Origin of the sequence: Lentzea sp. (assembly GCF_035525475.1) — a bacterium.
Lineage (GTDB): Bacteria > Actinomycetota > Actinomycetes > Mycobacteriales > Pseudonocardiaceae > Lentzea.
Genome location: NZ_DATLEC010000016.1, coordinates 1 through 16,030 on the forward strand (window position 1 = coordinate 1; position 16,030 = coordinate 16,030).

General features: G+C 70.7%; 18 protein-coding genes. 10 read left to right on the forward strand and 8 right to left on the reverse strand.

Annotation, left to right across the window (positions count from 1 at the left end; all coding sequences use genetic code 11):
- Positions 1-525 precede the first annotated feature (525 nt).
- Both VM306_RS01835 and VM306_RS01840 read right to left on the reverse strand, forming a co-directional pair.
- Complete coding sequence (locus VM306_RS01835) at positions 526-1,689, reverse strand: SWIM zinc finger family protein (protein WP_325510430.1); 1,164 nt, start codon at positions 1,687-1,689, stop codon at positions 526-528.
- A gap of 33 nt (positions 1,690-1,722) precedes the next feature.
- A complete protein-coding gene (locus VM306_RS01840; protein WP_325510431.1) occupies positions 1,723-2,895 on the reverse strand; it encodes a homogentisate 1,2-dioxygenase in 1,173 nt (390 codons plus the stop codon).
- Positions 2,896-2,965: 70 nt separating this feature from the next.
- On the opposite strand from VM306_RS01840, the gene VM306_RS01845 reads away from it, so the two are divergent.
- From VM306_RS01845 to VM306_RS01860, 4 genes are read left to right on the forward strand one after another with little or no spacing between them, the layout of a single operon-like run.
- Positions 2,966-3,829 (forward strand): hypothetical protein, encoded by an 864-nt coding sequence (locus VM306_RS01845; RefSeq protein ID WP_325510432.1) that lies wholly within the window; start codon positions 2,966-2,968, stop codon positions 3,827-3,829.
- Positions 3,826-4,989 (forward strand): fumarylacetoacetate hydrolase family protein, encoded by a 1,164-nt coding sequence (locus tag VM306_RS01850; protein WP_325510433.1) that lies wholly within the window; start codon positions 3,826-3,828, stop codon positions 4,987-4,989. The genes VM306_RS01845 and VM306_RS01850 overlap by 4 nt, the downstream gene beginning before the upstream one ends.
- Positions 4,989-5,621 (forward strand): IclR family transcriptional regulator, encoded by a 633-nt coding sequence (locus VM306_RS01855; RefSeq protein ID WP_325510434.1) that lies wholly within the window; start codon positions 4,989-4,991, stop codon positions 5,619-5,621. Before VM306_RS01850 ends, VM306_RS01855 begins: the two co-directional genes overlap by 1 nt.
- Positions 5,618-6,760: a VWA domain-containing protein gene (locus VM306_RS01860; protein ID WP_325510435.1), complete on the forward strand. Its 1,143-nt coding sequence runs from the start codon at positions 5,618-5,620 to the stop codon at positions 6,758-6,760. The genes VM306_RS01855 and VM306_RS01860 overlap by 4 nt, the downstream gene beginning before the upstream one ends.
- Here the strand turns inward: VM306_RS01860 and VM306_RS01865 are convergent.
- Complete coding sequence (locus tag VM306_RS01865) at positions 6,757-7,206, reverse strand: MarR family winged helix-turn-helix transcriptional regulator (protein WP_325510436.1); 450 nt, start codon at positions 7,204-7,206, stop codon at positions 6,757-6,759. The genes VM306_RS01860 and VM306_RS01865 overlap by 4 nt on opposite strands.
- Before the next feature lie 89 nt (positions 7,207-7,295).
- On the opposite strand from VM306_RS01865, the gene VM306_RS01870 reads away from it, so the two are divergent.
- Positions 7,296-8,141: an alpha/beta hydrolase gene (locus VM306_RS01870; RefSeq protein WP_325510437.1), complete on the forward strand. Its 846-nt coding sequence runs from the start codon at positions 7,296-7,298 to the stop codon at positions 8,139-8,141.
- Between the two features lie 17 nt (positions 8,142-8,158).
- Positions 8,159-9,043, forward strand: a complete 885-nt coding sequence (locus VM306_RS01875) for an NAD-dependent epimerase/dehydratase family protein (protein ID WP_325510438.1) — start codon at positions 8,159-8,161, stop codon at positions 9,041-9,043.
- On the opposite strand, the gene VM306_RS01880 is transcribed toward VM306_RS01875, so the two are convergent.
- Positions 9,030-9,497, reverse strand: a complete 468-nt coding sequence (locus VM306_RS01880) for a hypothetical protein (RefSeq protein WP_325510439.1) — start codon at positions 9,495-9,497, stop codon at positions 9,030-9,032. The two genes, VM306_RS01875 and VM306_RS01880, sit on opposite strands and share 14 nt — an antisense overlap.
- 14 nt (positions 9,498-9,511) lie before the next feature.
- Complete coding sequence (locus VM306_RS01885; protein WP_325510440.1) at positions 9,512-9,976, reverse strand: hypothetical protein; 465 nt, start codon at positions 9,974-9,976, stop codon at positions 9,512-9,514.
- A 111-nt stretch (positions 9,977-10,087) separates the two neighbouring features.
- Here VM306_RS01885 and VM306_RS01890 point away from each other — a divergent pair, with 111 nt between their 5' ends.
- The 4 genes from VM306_RS01890 (at position 10,088) to VM306_RS01905 (ending at position 13,648) form a co-directional block, all read left to right on the forward strand.
- The gene (locus VM306_RS01890) at positions 10,088-10,852 is read left to right on the forward strand and encodes a DUF2470 domain-containing protein (protein ID WP_325510441.1); all 765 of its coding nucleotides are present in this window, start codon (positions 10,088-10,090) and stop codon (positions 10,850-10,852) included.
- Positions 10,853-10,951: 99 nt separating this feature from the next.
- On the forward strand, positions 10,952-11,650 hold the full coding sequence (locus VM306_RS01895; protein WP_325510479.1) for a CPBP family intramembrane glutamic endopeptidase: 699 nt from the start codon (positions 10,952-10,954) through the stop codon (positions 11,648-11,650).
- A 147-nt stretch (positions 11,651-11,797) separates the two neighbouring features.
- The gene (locus VM306_RS01900) at positions 11,798-12,985 is read left to right on the forward strand and encodes an arginine deiminase (protein ID WP_414672313.1); all 1,188 of its coding nucleotides are present in this window, start codon (positions 11,798-11,800) and stop codon (positions 12,983-12,985) included.
- A gap of 99 nt (positions 12,986-13,084) precedes the next feature.
- Positions 13,085-13,648, forward strand: a complete 564-nt coding sequence (locus VM306_RS01905) for a ferritin (protein WP_325510443.1) — start codon at positions 13,085-13,087, stop codon at positions 13,646-13,648.
- Between the two features lie 67 nt (positions 13,649-13,715).
- On the opposite strand, the gene VM306_RS01910 is transcribed toward VM306_RS01905, so the two are convergent.
- The 3 genes from VM306_RS01910 to VM306_RS01920 all read right to left on the reverse strand — a co-directional run bounded on the left by VM306_RS01910 (position 13,716) and on the right by VM306_RS01920 (position 15,980).
- Positions 13,716-14,849: an RNA polymerase sigma factor gene (locus VM306_RS01910; protein ID WP_325510480.1), complete on the reverse strand. Its 1,134-nt coding sequence runs from the start codon at positions 14,847-14,849 to the stop codon at positions 13,716-13,718.
- Complete coding sequence (locus VM306_RS01915) at positions 14,849-15,256, reverse strand: YciI family protein (protein ID WP_325510444.1); 408 nt, start codon at positions 15,254-15,256, stop codon at positions 14,849-14,851. The genes VM306_RS01910 and VM306_RS01915 overlap by 1 nt, the downstream gene beginning before the upstream one ends.
- A gap of 100 nt (positions 15,257-15,356) precedes the next feature.
- Complete coding sequence (locus tag VM306_RS01920; protein WP_325510445.1) at positions 15,357-15,980, reverse strand: hypothetical protein; 624 nt, start codon at positions 15,978-15,980, stop codon at positions 15,357-15,359.
- Positions 15,981-16,030 lie beyond the last annotated feature (50 nt).

Genomic DNA, 16,030 nt, shown 5'->3' on the forward strand with positions numbered 1-16,030 from the left:
CACGCCCAGGGCGGCGCAGTCGGCCAGCAGTGCCGTGGGGTCGCCACCGCCGCGGGTGGTGCCGATGAGGAGGTCCTGGACGGTCTTGGACCACTCGTCCTTCACGCCACCACCTCCCAGGCGCGGGCGACGCGGTGGTGATGCGGCTCAGGGCCGGTGCGGCGAGCTTCGAGCGTCTGGGGAGTGGCGCAGTGGTGGCGCGCCCCAGGGCCGGTGCGGCGGGCTTCGAGCGACTCGGGGGTGGCGGCGTTGGGCCGGCGCGGCTTGCGACCGGTGTGGAGTGGCGCCGGTTCGACGGGCACCTGGCAGGTGGATGACGGCATGGCGGTCATGCGCTACCTCCGAGCCGCAGGCAACACGACGGTGACGCGACCTGGGACTGGCGCCACAGGCTCGGAACAACTCGGCGGATTCGAAGCACCTCGCGGCCGGCGCGGCGGACCTGGCGCGACCCACCTCCAGCGTGAAACGGCGCCCGTGCGGCAGTCACCCGGAAGGCGTGCGGCGCGGCACCCGCTGTGGCCTTCATCCCACCACCTCCAGGCTGCCGTCCACCGCGATCGCTCCCAGCCGCAGGGCGTGGCCGTCCCACAGCCCCCACGCGTCGAAAGGGGCGCCGCCGGTGAGCGCCAGGGCCATGTCCAGGCCCGTGTCGTCACGGACCGCCACGCCGTGGCCGGAGGCGTCCACCAGCGACCCGCCGTGCAGCCGGACGGAGGCGCAGCCGAGCGGGAACAGGCGTTGCCACGGGTCGGCCACCAGCATCGGCTCCAGCGAGGCCAGCGACGCGCGCCACGACTCGGGCGCGGGCACCGGGTCCGGGGCGCGCGAGCCCTCCAGCTCGCCCAGGGCGACTCGATCGGACGCCGGGTAGGGGTGGACCAGGGCCGAGGACTCCAGGCCGTGTGGCAGCAGCGGTACGGGGGCGCCCACGGCCGAGTGGCGGATGGCCACCACCCAGCGGGCCGAGGCGCGGCCCCAGCACCACTGGCGGACGGTTCTGACGCGGCCGTCGTCGGTCTCCAGGCGCAGCAGAGCCACCCAGCGGTCGTGGACGCCCGGCGTGGCTCGGACGGTCTCCTCCGGGACCGTCACGCCCAGGCGGGAGCGCGGCTGCACGAAGCACAGCAGGTGCAGGCCGCCCAGGCGGTCGGCCACGTCGGAGGTCCAGCGCGGGCCCGAGCGGGCCACGATCTCCTGGATCTCGGCCACCGCCGCGGCCACGCCGGGCACCTGCGCGTCGATCATCCGGGCGCTGAAGGCCTGCCACCACGAGGCGGGGCGGCCCGGCAGCGAGGCCACGCCCGCGGAGGCCACGTCGAGGAGCCAGTCGCGCAGGCCGTCGATGCCCGAGGACATCGCCGCGGCCCTGCGGTCGGCCGTCTTCTCGCGGGCGCGCAGCCGCCGCGCCACGGCCTCTGGCGAGGAGTCGAGCTCACGGGCGGCCCTGCGCGTCGTCCACTCCTCCACCCAGTCGGGCGGGAGGCCGTCCGGGATGTCGAGCTCCTGCAGGCTCACGGCGTGCTTGCAGGGGAACTTGCGGGACGGGCACGTGCACTTGGCCGAGCCCGCGACCAGGTCGACGCACACCCGGTACGGCGCGGAGCCGGAGCCCGTGTAGAGGCCCCACAACACCGGCAGGGCCTTGCCCAGGCCCTGCCAGCGCGTCGGAACGGCTCGTGTCCTCACGGGACCAAAGTAGCGAGGACCCCCGACAGGAAATCAGGCCGGACCGCGACGGGCCCACGTCCACGCGTACGCCGGGTCCTCACAGGCCTCCGCCGCCTCGCCCAGCTCCAGCGGGCGGAAGGTGTCGACCATGACCGCGGTCTCGTCGAAGTAGTCCACGCCCAGGGACGCCTCGACGGCTCCCGGCTGCGGGCCGTGCGTGCAGCCGGACGGGTGCAGCGACATCGAACCGACACCGATGCCCGAGCCCTTGCGCGCCTCGTAGTTGCCGCCGACGTAGAACATCAGCTCGTCCGAGTCGACGTTCGCGTGGTTGTACGGCACCGGCACGGCCAACGGGTGGTAGTCGACCTTGCGCGGGCAGAACGAGCACACGACGAAGTTCGGGCCCTCGAACGTCTGGTGCACGGGCGGCGGCTGGTGCACGCGGCCGGTGATCGGTTCGAAGTCGCGGATGTTGAACGCCCACGGGTACAGGTGCCCGTCCCAGCCGACGACGTCGAACGGGTGGTTCGCGTAGGTGAAACGAGTGAGGCCCGCGCGGTGCCGCACCAGCACGTCGACGTCGGTCCCCTCGACGAGCAACGGCTCGGAAGGGCCGCGGATGTCGCGCTCGCAGTACGGCGAGTGCTCCAGGAACTGGCCGGCCTTCGACAGGTACCGCTTCGGCGGCCCGATGTGCCCGGTCGCCTCCAGCACCAGCAACGACATCGGCGACGACGGCACCACCCGGTACGTGCACGAGGTCGGGATCACGACGTAGTCGCCGTCGCCCACGGTCAACGCGCCGTAGATCGTCTCGATGACCCCGGAGCCGGCCTGCACGTACAGCAGCTCGTCACCGAAAGCGTTGCGGTACAACGGCGAAGGCGCGGAAGCGACGACGAAAGCAATGGTCACGTCGGGGTTGTGGAACATCCGACGGCGCCCGGTCACCGCGTCGACCTCGTCGGAAGCCCAGGTCAGGTCCTGCGTCTTGAACGCCCGCGGCTTCAGCGGCAGGTTCGGCGCGACACCGCCGCGCTCGTCCTTCACCGTCTCCGCGTTGACGATCGCGGTCGGCAGGTACCGGTGGTAGAGCAGGGCCGAGTCCGCCGAGAACCCCTCGACTCCCATGAGCTCCTCCGCGTAGAGCCCACCGTCCGGTTTGCGGAACTGGGTGTGGCGCTTTCGGGGGATCTCCCCGACCTGGCGGTAGTAGGCCATGACGTCTCCGGAAGCGTTCGACTATCGGACATCTTTGTTCAGTTGGCGGTACACGGCTAGCGTGTCAGCCGTGTCAAGCGCTGTCGAACTCCGTGCGCCCGGTCCGCGCGGTACTCCGCCCCTGCTCGCGAGGCTTGTGGACGATGCCGCGCTGTTCCCTCCGGGGAACGCGTCGATGCCCGACGCGGTGCGCGGTCACCTCGACGGACGAGTCGGCGAGTGGTCCGGCGTCATGGGTCTCTTCCTGTGTCCCGCCTCCCGTCTAGCCGAACTGATCACCGAACTCATCAAGGTCAAGCCACCGAAACCGATCGCACTCTCCCTCGTGATCGACACGGGCCTCGGCGGCGTGCCGAAGGCCGTGTCCATCGTCGAGAGCCGCAGTGAGCTCCTCGCCCTGCGCATGGTCGAGATGCCCGCACCGTCCGATGTGGACGAGGTGTGGCTCGAACGCGTGTCGGAGTTCGTGCCCGAGGACGTCATCCGAGTCGTGGAGCCCCGCCGCGGCGGGGCCGAGTGGCTCGACGGCGTCCGCAGGGTGATCGAGCACGGCAGCTGGCCCAAGCTCCGCTGCGGGGGCCTGAGCACCGAGAACTTCCCGAGCGTCGAGGAGGTCGCCGACTTCCTCGCCGTCGTCAGCGGCGGCGGCGTCGCGTTCAAGGCGACCGCCGGTCTGCACAAGGCCGTCCGCTACACCGACGAGCAGGGCTTCACCCACCACGGCTTCCTGAACCTGCTCGTCGCCACGGCGCGCAGCCTGAGCGGCCGCGACGTCCGCGAGGCGCTGGCGAGCACCGACGCCGAGGCGCTCACCGCCGAGGCCAAGGCGCTCAGCGACCAGGCCGCGCACGCCGTCCGCGGCGTGTTCGCGAGCTACGGCTCGTGCTCGCTCTCCGAACCGATCGCCGACCTCGAGGAGCTTGGACTGCTGTGAGCTGGATCAGCGACCCGAACTTCACCGAGGACCAGCCGTTCGGACCGCAGACCCTGCCCTACGGCGTCGTCGACGGGGGCGTCGCGGTCCGCGTCGGCGACCAGGCTCTGCTCCTGAAGAGCCTCGCCCTGGGCAAGTGCAGCGAGTACGTCCAGGGCGACTCGCTCGACCCGCTGCTCGAGGCGGGCAGGCCGATCTGGAGCGTGCTGCGGGCCAAGCTGCGGGACATCGTCTCGGCGAGCTCCGCCCCCAGGGGCGCCGAGCTCGTCGGGATCGAGACCGCGAAGCTGCCGTTCACCGTCGGCGACTACGTGGACTTCTACTCGAGCAGGCACCACGCCGAGAACGTCGGCCGGATGTTCCGCCCCGACGGCGACGCGCTCACGCCGAACTGGACGCACCTCCCGATCGGCTACCACGGCCGTGCGGGCACCGTGTACGTCTCGGGCACCGACATCAAGCGCCCGAACGGCCAGAAGCGCGGCAGCGACGGCCCGAAGTTCGGTCCCTCGGAGCGGCTCGACATCGAGGCGGAGGTCGGCTTCGTCTGCGGCGGGCCGAAGGCCGCGAACGTCTCCACCAGCAGGGCCGCCGAGCACGTCTTCGGCGTCGCGCTGGTCAACGACTGGTCGGCGCGCGACATCCAGGCCTGGGAGTACCAGCCGCTCGGCCCGTTCCTGGCCAAGTCGTTCGCCACGTCGATCGGCGCGTGGATCACGCCGCTGGAGGCGTTCTCGGTCGCACGCGTCCCGACCCCGCCGCTGCCGAACAAGCTGCACGACTACCTGACGTGCGACCAGCCGTGGGGCCTGGACATCACCATCACGGTCGAGCTGAACGACACGATCGTCTCGCGGCCCCCGTTCCGGGAGATGTCGTGGTCTTTTGTGCAACAGCTCGCCCACATGACGGTGAACGGGGCTACGGTGCGCCCAGGTGATCTGTTCGCCTCCGGCACGGTCTCCGGACCGGAGAAGGACGAGCGCGGCTCGTTCCTGGAGATCAGCTGGGGCGGCAAGGAACCGTTCAAGCTCGACGACGGCTCCACGAGGTCCTTCCTGGAAGACGGCGACACGGTCAGGCTGACCGCGACCGCTCCCGGCGAGGGCGGATCCGTGGTGGGGCTCGCCGAGGTGGTGGGCACGATTCGGAGTGCGTGATGGTCGGAGCGACGAAGGAGAGCTCGCTGACCCTGGAACGGGGTCTGGCGCTCCTCCAGGCTGTCGCTGAGGCGGAGTCCGAGGCGCCGTCGATCTCGGAGCTCGCCACGGCCATCGGCGCGTCCAGGGCCGCCGTCTACCGGCTCCTCGTCCCCCTCCAGGCGCGCGGTCTCGTGCGCAGGGAGGGCTCGAAGGTCCGGCTCGGCCTGGGCGTGCTGCGGCTCGCCTCCAACGTCCTCCCCCAGCTGCGGATGGCGGCCAACCCTGCTCTGCGCGAGCTCGCGGAGAAGGTCGGCGCCACCGCGCACCTGACCGTCGCGGACGGCGGCGAGGCCCAGGCCGTCGCCGTCGTCGAACCGTCGTGGACGGCTTTCCACGTGGCGTACCGGGTGGGTTCCCGCCACCCGGTGCACCGCGGAGCGGCCGGCAAGGCCATCTCGCATCCCGGCGAACCCTGGGTCGCCTCCGCCGGTGAGCTGCAGCCCAACGCGTACGGCGTCGCGGCACCTGTGCGCGGCGTCCCCGGCCTGCGGGCGTCCGTGGGTGTCGTGGCTCTGGAGAAACTCGACGCGGACATCGTCGGCCCTCACGTCGTGCGTGCGGCCGAAGAAGTGGCAGCGGCCCTGAAATGACAGAAGAGCGGCTCAGGCGCTGGCGTCTGCTGCTGGGACCGAGCGCGGAAGACGTGTCCGAACTCGGCGAGGACGACCAACGGCGCGATGCCGCGCTCACGGGCCTCTACGGCGGCGGTGGTGACCGCGGTGCCGGTCTCGGCGCCAGCTCGCCGCAGCTGCACCGGTGGCTCGGCGACGTCCGCAAGTACTTCCCCACGTCCGTCGTGCAGGTGATGCAACGGGACGCGGTCGAGAAGCTCGGCCTCAAGCAGCTGCTGCTCGAACCCGAGCTGCTGCAGGCCGTCGAGCCGGACGTGAACCTCGTCAGCACCCTGCTGCAGCTCTCCCGCGCCATCCCCGCCCGCACGCGCGACACCGCGAAAGCCGTGGTGCGCAAGGTCGTCGAGGACATCGAGAGGCGCCTGACCGACAGGCTCGTCGAGGCAGTCCGCGGCGCCGTCGACCGTTCGAAGCGCACGCACCGGCCGCAGCTGCAGGACGTCGACTGGGCGACCACGATCAAGGCGAACCTCAAGAACTACCAGCCGCGGCACAAGACCGTGATCGTCGAGGACCTGATCGGCCACCGCAGGCGCAGCAGGACGGCGGCGATGCGGGACGTGATCCTGCTCGTCGACCAGTCCGGCTCGATGGCCGACTCGCTGGTGCACGCGGCGGTCCTCGGGTCGGCCCTCGCGTCGATCCGCTCGATCTCGACCAAGCTCGTCGTCTTCGACACCGAGGTCGCGGACCTGACCGACCAGCTCAGCGACCCGGTGGACCTGCTGTTCAGCGCCCAGCTCGGCGGCGGCACGGACATCAACCGCGCGGTCGCCTACGCGCAGTCCCAGGTCCGCAGGCCCACCGACACCGTCGTCGTGATCATCAGCGACCTGTACGAGGGCGGCTCGGAGTCGGAGCTGCAACGCCGGGTCCGCGAACTGGTCGCGAGCGGCGTCACGGTCGTGAACCTGCTGGCGCTCAGCGACTCCGGCACGCCCGCCTACGACCACGAGCTGGCCGCGAAGCTCCACGCGCTGGGCGCGCCCGCGTTCGCCTGCACACCCGACAAGTTCCCCGAACTGCTGGCGGCGGCGCTGCGCAAGGACGACCTCACGCAGTGGGCCGAGTCCGAGGGCATCCCGACAGGCCGTTAGGCCAACGCGTCGGCGAGTGCCGTGATGGTCTTCGCCAGCTCCGGCAGCAGCTCGGGCGGGATCTTGTCGAGCACCCGCTCGCGCGCACTGGCCAGGTGAGCCGGCTGGGCCGCGCGCATCACCCGCAGCCCCTCGTCGGTCAGGATCGCGTCGTTGCCGCGCGCGTCCTCGTCGTGGCGCTCCTTCTGCACGAGACCGTGCTTGCCCAGTCCGTCGACGACCCTGGTGATCCGGGACGCGGTGAGGCCCGCCCGCGCGGCGAGCGCGGACATCCGCAGCCGGCGGCCGGGTGCCTCGCTCAACAGCAGCAGCACGGCGAACTCGGTCATCGTCACGCCGGTGCGGGACATGTCGTCCTCCAGCGCGCGAGGCAGCGCGTGCACCAGCCGCCCGAGGCTTTGCCAGAGCTGGACTTCATCGGAGGACAACGGGGTGAGTGCGGTCACGTCCCCATTTTACTTGCCTAACCAAGCAATCGCCTGTAGTTGTGGTGGCAGAGTTTCTTGCTTAGGCAAGCAAGCTAAGGAGTGATCGCATGACGTCTCCAGCACCCGCGCCGGAGGGGTTCGAGCACGCGTATGCCGAGGTCAACGGCGTCGAGCTGCACTACGTGATCGGTGGCGAAGGGCCACTGGTCGTGCTGGTGCACGGCTGGCCGTTCAGCTGGATCGAGTTCCGCGCACTGCTGCCGCTGCTGGCCGCGCAAGGCTTCCGGGTCGTCGCACCCGACCTGCGCGGCTCCGGCGACTCGTCGATCCCCGACGGGCACTGGACCAAGCAGGACGAGGCCGGCGACCTGCACGCGCTGCTGCGCCACCTCGGGCACGAGACCGCGTTCGTGCTCGGCACCGACGTCGGCACGATGACCGTGCACGCCTGGGCCCAGCGGTACCCGCGGGACGTCGCCCGGCTGGTGCTCAGCGAGTGCTTCCTGCCGGGCTTCGGCCTGGAGGAGCACCTGTCCCGCCTGTGGCACTTCGGTTTCCACGCCGAGAGCGAGTTCGCGGCGTCGCTCGTCGAGGGCCGCGAGGAGCAGTACCTGTCCTGGTTCTACCCGCAGATGATCCGCGGCGGCATCACCGACGACGACCACGCCGAGCTGCTGCGCACCCTCACCCGGCCCGGCGGGATGCGCGGCGGGTTCGAGCACTACGCCACGGTGCTGGAGGACGGCCGCAACGCGCGCGCCGGCGCCAAGGTCGAGGTGCCGGTGCTCGTGCTGCACGGCGAGTACGGCCTTCCGGCGGACGTGCTGCTCAACGGTGCCCGCGAAGCCGCCACCGACGTCCGCGCCGAAACCATCCCCGACGCCGCCCACACGTACGCCGCGGACAACCCGCACGCCACCGCCGACGTGCTGACCCGCTTCTTCACCAGCTGACCACGGAGCCACCGGAAATGCAGATCCTCGTCACCGGCGCCACCGGCTACGCCGGCCGCCGCGTCTCCTCCGCCCTCGCCCGCGCCGGGCACACCGTCCTCGGCCTCACCCGCGACACCACGGCCGCCCACGGCCTGGTCGTCGACGAGGTCACGCCGGTGCGGGGCGACCTCGCGAAGCCGGACACCTGGCGCGACCACCTCGACGGCACCGACGCCGTCGTGCACCTGCTCATGGACCGCGACGACCCGGCGGGCACCGACCGCACGCTGTTCGCCGAGATCGCCGAAGCCGGGAAAAGGGACGGACGACGACGCCACCTCGTCTACACGACCGGCATCTCCTCCTACGGGCGCACCGGCGTGGCGCTGATGGACGAGAACACGCCGGGCAACCCGGAGAGCCCGATCGGGTTCCGCTTCGCCCTGGAGGGCGAACTGGCCGCGAGCGGTCTGGCGCACACGGTCGTGCGTCCCGGATTCATCTACGGCGGTCCGGCCACCACGTCCATGACCGCGCAGTGGTTCGCCGCGGCCGAACAAGGCGCGCCGGTGTTCTACGGCGACACCACCAAGCGCTGGAGCTGGGTGCACGTGGACGACCTCGCCGACGCCTACGTCCGCGTCCTCGACCGCGCACCGGCGTCGGAGGTGTTCGTGATCGCGGACGACCAGCGCATGACCGCGCTGGAGGTGCAACGGGCCGCCGTGCGCGCGGCGGGCTTCACCGGGGAGATCCGGCTGGAGACCGCGGAGGCGGGCGGGATCATGCAGGTGGCCGCGGACCAGGACGAGCTCGTGTCCAGCGCGAAGGCCCACCGGCTGCTCGGCTGGCGGCCGCGGCACGTCTCGTTCACGGACGCGCCCGAGAAGCACCACAGGGCGTGGCTCAGCGGTCGATGACCCGTCCGCGCGTGAGGAACGCGAGTCCTCGCGTCATCGCCACCACGCGCCCCCGCTCGTCCGGCCCCGCGATCCAGATCCGCCCGGTGTGCCGGACGAGCACGCGCGCCCGTTCCGGCAGCTCGGGCAGCCGCAGGTCCTTCTCCGAGTCGGCGACCCGCAGGTGCGCCTGACGCCCGATCCGCCTGCCCGGCACGAAGCTCACCGACACCGGGCGCCACGGGAACCGCTCGACGAGCGCCACCGTGCCGCGGCGCGTGAAGAAGTGCCGCAGCCCCGGCACGGCCAGTTCGAGCACCACCGGCACGGACAGCACGGTGAGCCAGATCCAGTCGATCCACAGCACGATGCCGAGCACCACGAGGGCGAAGAAGATGTGGCCGACGGCGCGACGGTCCGCCCGCGCGAGGCAGGTGTCACTCCACGCCGTGGTCACGTGCACGTCCACAGGCATTACCCACTACCTGATCAACGAAACACGCGGGCGGGAATCAGTCGGGGAACACCGCGGAAAGTCACGACGGTGTTGCCCTCGGCGTCCGGCCGGACGAACCAGACCCGGCGGTGCCGCGCGATCCTGCTCCGCAGCAGCGGGCCCACGCGCAGCGTCAGCAGCAACGGCGGCCGGCTCAGGACGACGAGCCTGCCGCCCTTCCACTCCGCCTGCGCGAAAATCCACGGCTCCCCCTCCGGCAGTCGCACCGGTCGCCGCCGCGTCACCGTCCACAGGACGGCCGCGGCGAAGAACAACAGGACCAACGCCACCGGTGACGACCACGACCACACGAGCACCAGCACGAACTGGAGCAGGAAGGCCGCGCCGGCGAGCACCGTCCACACCAGGGCACGACGGCTGGCCCGGTCGGCGCAGTGCCGGGTCCACCGATCGTCGAGCGCCGTCACCTCGGTGGACGGCTTGCTGGGCACGACCACCTGTCCGTCTTACACCTCTTCGCGTGAAGCGGGTAGTGAGATCCACAGGCTGACGCTTCCCCAGGTCGCACAGCTAAGTTAGCCTTGCCTAACCTTCGAGGAGGTGCAGCGGTGACCGACACCCAGACCAGGCGCCCGCCGGCGCCGCACGCCGCAGAGCGCGCACGCACCATCGCGGCTCGCGGCGGCCAGGCCGCGCTGCTTCCTCAGGCGGGCAACCGCACCAGCCCGTTGTTCCACCACGTGCACCCGTGCGGCACCACGGTCCTGCTGCTCGCCGACGAGCACCCGCTGGTCGGGCAGCTGTGGCAGACGCCGCGCACCGAGGTGACGGCGATGCTGGAGATCGCCGACCAGGCGCCGGTGCCGTTGCGCGAACCCGTCCGCGGCCTGCTGTGGCTGACGGGCTGGGTCTCGGCTCTGGAGGGCAAGGAGGCGCGCGACGAGATCCTCGCCGTCGCCGACGTGCGGCCCGACCACCGGCTGCTCGACGCCGGCCACGGCGCCTCGGTGCTGCGGCTCAGGCCCGCGTCGATGGTGATCGCGGACGCCGAGGGCACGTCGTCGATCAGGACGGAGCAGTTCGCGAGCGCGACGCCGGACCCGTTCTGCCGCAACGAGGACCACTGGCTGCGGCACCTGGAGATGGCGCACCGCGACGTCGTCGGCCAGCTCGCCCGCCACCTGCCGGAGGAGCTGCGGAAGGGGCGCGTGCGGCCGCTCGGGCTCGACCGGTTCGGGCTGCGGCTGCGGGTCGAGGCCGAGTGCGACGACCACGACGTGCGGATCGCGTTCTCCAAGCCGGTCGGCACGCCCCAGGAGCTCGCCGCCGAGCTCCGCCGGCTGATGGGCTGCCCGTTCCTGTCCCAGAGGTGACCCCGGACTGCCGGTAGCGTCACGCAGGTGATCGAACCCGCGGTGGTCCCCGACGCCGAGAAGCGCGGTTACCAGCTCGAACTGCTGATCGTCTTCAGCATGACGCTCGGGCTGTCCGGCCTGCGCAGCCTCGTGCGGCTGGTCGACAGCCTGCTGCAGCCGACCCCGCTGAACCAGCAGTCCGTCGCGATCAACGTCCCGCAGGCGCGCGCCGACCTGCTGGACCTCGTGGCGCAGCTGCTCAGCGTGCTGCAGCTCGCCGCGTGGGGCGGCATCGGCCTGTACCTGCTGTGGCGCACCGGGATCAAGCTGCGCGTCATCGGGCTCGACGGCACCCGCAAGCTCGCGGACTCGCTCGGCGCGCTCGGACTGGCCGCGGTCATCGGCATCCCCGGTCTCGCGTTCTACTTCGCCGCGTGGGCGCTCGGGTTGAACCTCGCCGTGCAGCCCTCCACCCTGGACGACCAGTGGTGGATGAGCGTCGCGCTGGTCCTCGCCGCCGCCGGCAACGCGTGGGCGGAGGAGGTGCTCGTCGTCGGGTACCTGATCACGCGGCTGCGGCAGCTGGGGTGGCGGCAGTACACGGCCCTCTTCGCGGCCGCCGTGCTGCGCGGGTCGTACCACCTCTACCAGGGCTTCGGCGGGTTCGTCGGCAACCTGGTCATGGGACTGGTCTTCGGCTTCTACTGGCAGCGCACCAGGCGGTTGTGGCCGTTGGTGATCGCTCACACGATCCTCGACGTGGTCGCGTTCGTCGGCTACACAATGTTGCGAGGCAAAGTGAGCTGGTTGCCTTAATGATTCAACCGTAGAACACGAAGCACTGCACCATTCGTTGCGTTTTGTCGCTCCGAAGCGGCGATTTGTGCTGTTCAGAGTTACGCTCGATCGGTGACCGCGCACACGATCGCCGAGACCGAAGCACGCCCGGACGCCGCGCCCCGCGTGGACAGCGAGGTCGGACCGCTGCGCACGGTGCTGCTGCACCGGCCGGGCAACGAGCTCAAGAGGCTCACCCCGCGCAACAACGACCAGCTGCTCTTCGACGGCGTCCCGTGGGTCGGCCGCGCCCAGGAGGAGCACGACGCGTTCGCCGCGACGCTGACCTCCCGCGGTGTCGAGGTCCTGCTGCTGGCGGACGTCCTGGTGCAGGCGCTGGAGGACAACCGCGCGCGCATCGCGGGCATCCACAGCGCCGTCAACGAGCGCCGTCTCGGCATCGACCTGGCCGACGCGCTGCGCAGCCACCTCACCTCGCTGCCGGCCCCGCAGCTCGCGCAGGTGCTGATGACCGGCATGACGTTCGAGGAGCTGCCGGCCGCCGAGGGCGCGTCCCTGGTGCGCAAGATGCACCTGCCGATCGACTTCGCCGTCGACCCGCTGCCGAACCTGCTCTTCACGCGCGACTCGTCGGTCTGGGTCGGCGACCGCGTGGCCATCACGTCGCTCGCGCTGCCCGCCCGCGACCGCGAGACGACGCTGACCGACCTGATCTACGCCTACCACCCGCGGTTCCGCCGCACCGGGCGCGCGTACGGCGCGCACTCGGCGCCGTTGGAGGGCGGTGACGTGCTGCTGCTCGCGCCGGGCGTGATCGCCATCGGCGTCGGCGAGCGCACCACCCCGGCGGGCGCGGAGTCGTTCGCGCGCTCGGCTCTCGCGGACGGTCTCGCGCACACGGTGCTGGCGGTGCCGATCGCGCAGGAACGCGCCACGATGCACCTCGACACCGTCTGCACGATGGTCGACCGCGACGCCGTGGTGATGTACCCGGCGATCAGCGACTCGCTCACCGCCTACCCGTTGCGCGCCGACGGCGACGGCGGGGTGCGCGTGGACGGCCCCGTGCCGTTCCTGGAGGCGGCGGCCGAGGCGATGGGCATCGAACGGCTGCGCGTGATCGACACCGGCCTCGACGTCATCACCGCCGAGCGCGAGCAGTGGGACGACGGCAACAACACGCTGGCGGTCGGCCCCGGTCTCGTCGTCGCCTACGAGCGCAACGTCGAGACGAACGAACGCCTCGAGGACGCGGGTGTCGAGGTGCTGCGCATCGCCGGATCGGAGCTGGGCTCCGGTCGCGGCGGCCCCCGGTGCATGTCCTGCCCGATCGACCGCGCGCCATTGGTGTGATCCTTAGGAACGCCTAACCTTTGTTTGGATCACCTTTCCAAACAAAGGTTAGCTTTTCCTTGAATGCGAAAACCACCGCATTGGGCTACCGTACTCCTCATGGCCTCGAACGTGAAGAAGATCCTGTCCGGCACCAGGTCGCGGTTCCACGAACTCCTGCAGACCCAGATCGGCAACGAGCTCTCCGCTTCTCAGCAGTACATCGCGCTCGCCGTGTGGTTCGACAACGAGGACCTCCCGCGACTCGCATCACACTTCTACAAGCAGTCGCTCGAAGAGCGCAACCACGCGATGATGATCGTGAAGTTCCTGATGGACAACGACATCGCCGTCACCATTCCCGGCGTCGAGGCCCCGCTCAACGACTTCAAGTCCCCGCGCGACCTCGTCGACCTGGCGCTGCGCCAGGAGCGGCAGGTCACCGACCAGATCGTGGCGCTGGCGAAGGCCGCCCGCGAGGAGGGCGACTACATCGGCGAGCAGTTCCTGCAGTGGTTCCTCAAGGAGCAGGTCGAGGAGGTCTCCTCGATGAAGACGCTGCTCACCGTCATGGACCGCGCGGACGGCAACATGTTCTACGTGGAGACGTTCCTCACCCGTGAAACCGTGGGCGACGAAGGCGCGGACTCCAGCGCTCCGACCGCCGCCGGTGGCACGCTCTGATTTTTTCCCCCGCACGGCCGAGTGCCTGATTTCCGGCCCCGCCACACCTCCCGGGTGGCGGGGCTTTTCAGTTGTTGAGCCGTGCCGCCTGACGGGTCAGGTATTCCCGCTCGGCGAGGTTCGCCGCTTTGCGGGAAGCCTCGGCGTAGAGCCGCGCTGCCGTTTGCCGGTCACCGCCCCGCTCGTGCAGATATGCCGCCACCGCCGAGTAGCGGGGTAATTTCTCGTCGAGTTCCGCCAATGCTTTCAACCCGGCACGCGGCCCGTCGGCCTCCCCCACGGCCACCGCGCGGTTGAGCCGGACGACGGGGCTGTCGGTCACCTTCAGGAGCTCGTCGTACCACTCGACGATCTGCACCCAGTCCGTCTCCTCGGCCCTGGGCGCGTCCGCGTGCAGGGCCGCGATGGCCGCCTGGGCCTGGAACTCGCCCAGCCGGTCCCGCGCGAGCGCCGCCTGGAGGACCTCGACGCCCTCGGCGATCAGCGCCGTGTCCCACTTCCCCCGGTCCTGCTCGGCCAGCGGCACGAGCTTGCCGTCGCTCGTCGTCCGGGAGGCGCGCCGGGCGTGGTGCAGCAGCATGAGCGCGAGCAGACCCGCCACCTCGGGGTGGTCGATCGCGGCCGCGAGCTGCCGGGTGAGCCTGATGGCCTCGGCGGCGAGGTCGACGTCGCCGGAGTAGCCCTCGTTGAAGACCAGGTAGAGCACGCGCAGCACCGTCGCGACGTCGCCGGGCTGGTCGAACCGCACGTCGCCGACGGTCTTCTTGGCCCGGCTGATGCGCTGGGCCATCGTCGCCTCCGGCACCAGGTAGGCCCGGGCGATCTGCCGGGTGGTCAGCCCGCCGACCGCTCGCAACGTGAGCGCGACGGCGGACGACGGCGTCAGAGAGGGGTGTGCGCACAGGAAGTAGAGCTGCAGCGTGTCGTCCGCGGCCTGCGCGGGTTCCGGCTCCGGTTCGGCGTCGATCAGGTCCTCACGCCGCCGGCGCGCCGCGTCCGCCCTCGTCGCGTCGAGGAACTTGCGCCACGCCGCGGTGACCAGCCAGCCCTTCGGGTCCCGCGGCGGGTCCTCCGGCCACACGCGCACCGCCTCGACCAAGGCGTCCTGCACGGCGTCCTCGGCCGCCGCGAAACCTGCCCCGCGGCGGACGAGGATGCCGATCACCCCCGGCGTGAGGCTCCTGAGCAGCGCCTCGTCGATCATTCGGTGATCGTCGGCGCGTGACCGTAGAACGGACGGAGCTCGAGCCACTCGTGGATCGGCTTCCCGTCCTTGCCCGGCGCCGCCGACAGCTCCCCCGCCAGTTCGAGCGCACGCTCGTAGCTGTCGACGTCGATGATCATCCAGCCGGCGATGAGGTCCTTCGTCTCCGCGAACGGCCCGTCGGTGACCGGCGGCCTGCCCTCACCGTCGTACCGGACCCACGTGCCCTCCTGGGCGAGCGCCCGCTCGTCGACGAACTCGCCGCGGTCCCTGAGCCGGTCCGCGAAGTCGTTCATGTACTTGATGTGGGCGGTGATCTCGTCCTGGGACCACTGGTCCATCGGCACGTCGTTCACCGCCGCCGGGGCGCCGCGGTAGTGCTTGAGCAGCAGGTACTTGGCCATCTCTGGTGTCTCCCTCGGTGCTGGTCCGACCCATCATGGTCGTCCTTCACCGCGGGGACGGAGCCGGAACGGCGTTCTCGACACGGCCGCCGGAGAATTTTCAGAGATACGCGAGCGCGCAGTCGAGTTCGGACGACGCGATCTTGATCCTGACCACCTTGTCCGCATCCGCGAAGCGTTCGTTGCCGGCGGGACCGATGAACGAGTAGTGGACTTTCTCGGCAACCTTCGCCGAAAATCCGTCGCGGTATTCCTTGGCGTCGGGGTAGGCCCTCTTCACGTCGGCGAAAGTCGAGCCGGCGCCGATTCCTGCCGACGTCTTCGCCTGCACCGGGAGAGTGATCCGGACCAGACCGTACTTCTTCGAGATGAGGACCTGGGAGTTCCACCAGCAGCCGCCCGCGTCCGGCTCGCCGAGGTTCGGGTCGACCCATCCGGTGGCCTTGACCTCGTCGAGCGTCATGCCCAGCTTGAGCGGGCCGTAGCCGAGGCGGGTGTCGACCGGGTCGACCCTGGTGGCGGCCTTGGGCGGGTTGGTCACGGTCGACGTCACGGTCGCCGTCACGACCTCGGTCGCGACCGAGGTCGACGGCGCCGGCGCGGGCACGTCCGCGGAGGTCGTCGTCACGGGCGCGGCGTTCCGCTGAGGAGCGGGCGCGGAGGTGCAGGCGGCCATCCCGGCGACGAGAGCGGCCAGGAAAGCGATTCTGATCGAGTTCTTCATTTCATTTCCCCCCAGTTGTGGACTCGCTGATGAAGACGCCGTCCCGGTGT

Excerpts from the sequence above, each read along its gene's own strand:
- VM306_RS01920 (WP_325510445.1), bottom strand. The coding sequence starts at position 15,980 with ATGAAGAACTCGATCAGAATCGCTTTCCTGGCCGCTCTCGTCGCCGGG.
- VM306_RS01855 (WP_325510434.1), top strand. The coding sequence starts at position 4,989 with ATGGTCGGAGCGACGAAGGAGAGCTCGCTGACCCTGGAACGGGGTCTG.
- VM306_RS01880 (WP_325510439.1), bottom strand. The coding sequence starts at position 9,497 with ATGCCTGTGGACGTGCACGTGACCACGGCGTGGAGTGACACCTGCCTC.
- VM306_RS01840 (WP_325510431.1), bottom strand. The coding sequence starts at position 2,895 with ATGGCCTACTACCGCCAGGTCGGGGAGATCCCCCGAAAGCGCCACACC.
- VM306_RS01875 (WP_325510438.1), top strand. The coding sequence starts at position 8,159 with ATGCAGATCCTCGTCACCGGCGCCACCGGCTACGCCGGCCGCCGCGTC.
- VM306_RS01905 (WP_325510443.1), top strand. The coding sequence starts at position 13,085 with ATGGCCTCGAACGTGAAGAAGATCCTGTCCGGCACCAGGTCGCGGTTC.
- VM306_RS01870 (WP_325510437.1), top strand. The coding sequence starts at position 7,296 with ATGACGTCTCCAGCACCCGCGCCGGAGGGGTTCGAGCACGCGTATGCC.
- VM306_RS01895 (WP_325510479.1), top strand. The coding sequence starts at position 10,952 with ATGACGCTCGGGCTGTCCGGCCTGCGCAGCCTCGTGCGGCTGGTCGAC.
- VM306_RS01860 (WP_325510435.1), top strand. The coding sequence starts at position 5,618 with ATGACAGAAGAGCGGCTCAGGCGCTGGCGTCTGCTGCTGGGACCGAGC.
- VM306_RS01915 (WP_325510444.1), bottom strand. The coding sequence starts at position 15,256 with ATGGCCAAGTACCTGCTGCTCAAGCACTACCGCGGCGCCCCGGCGGCG.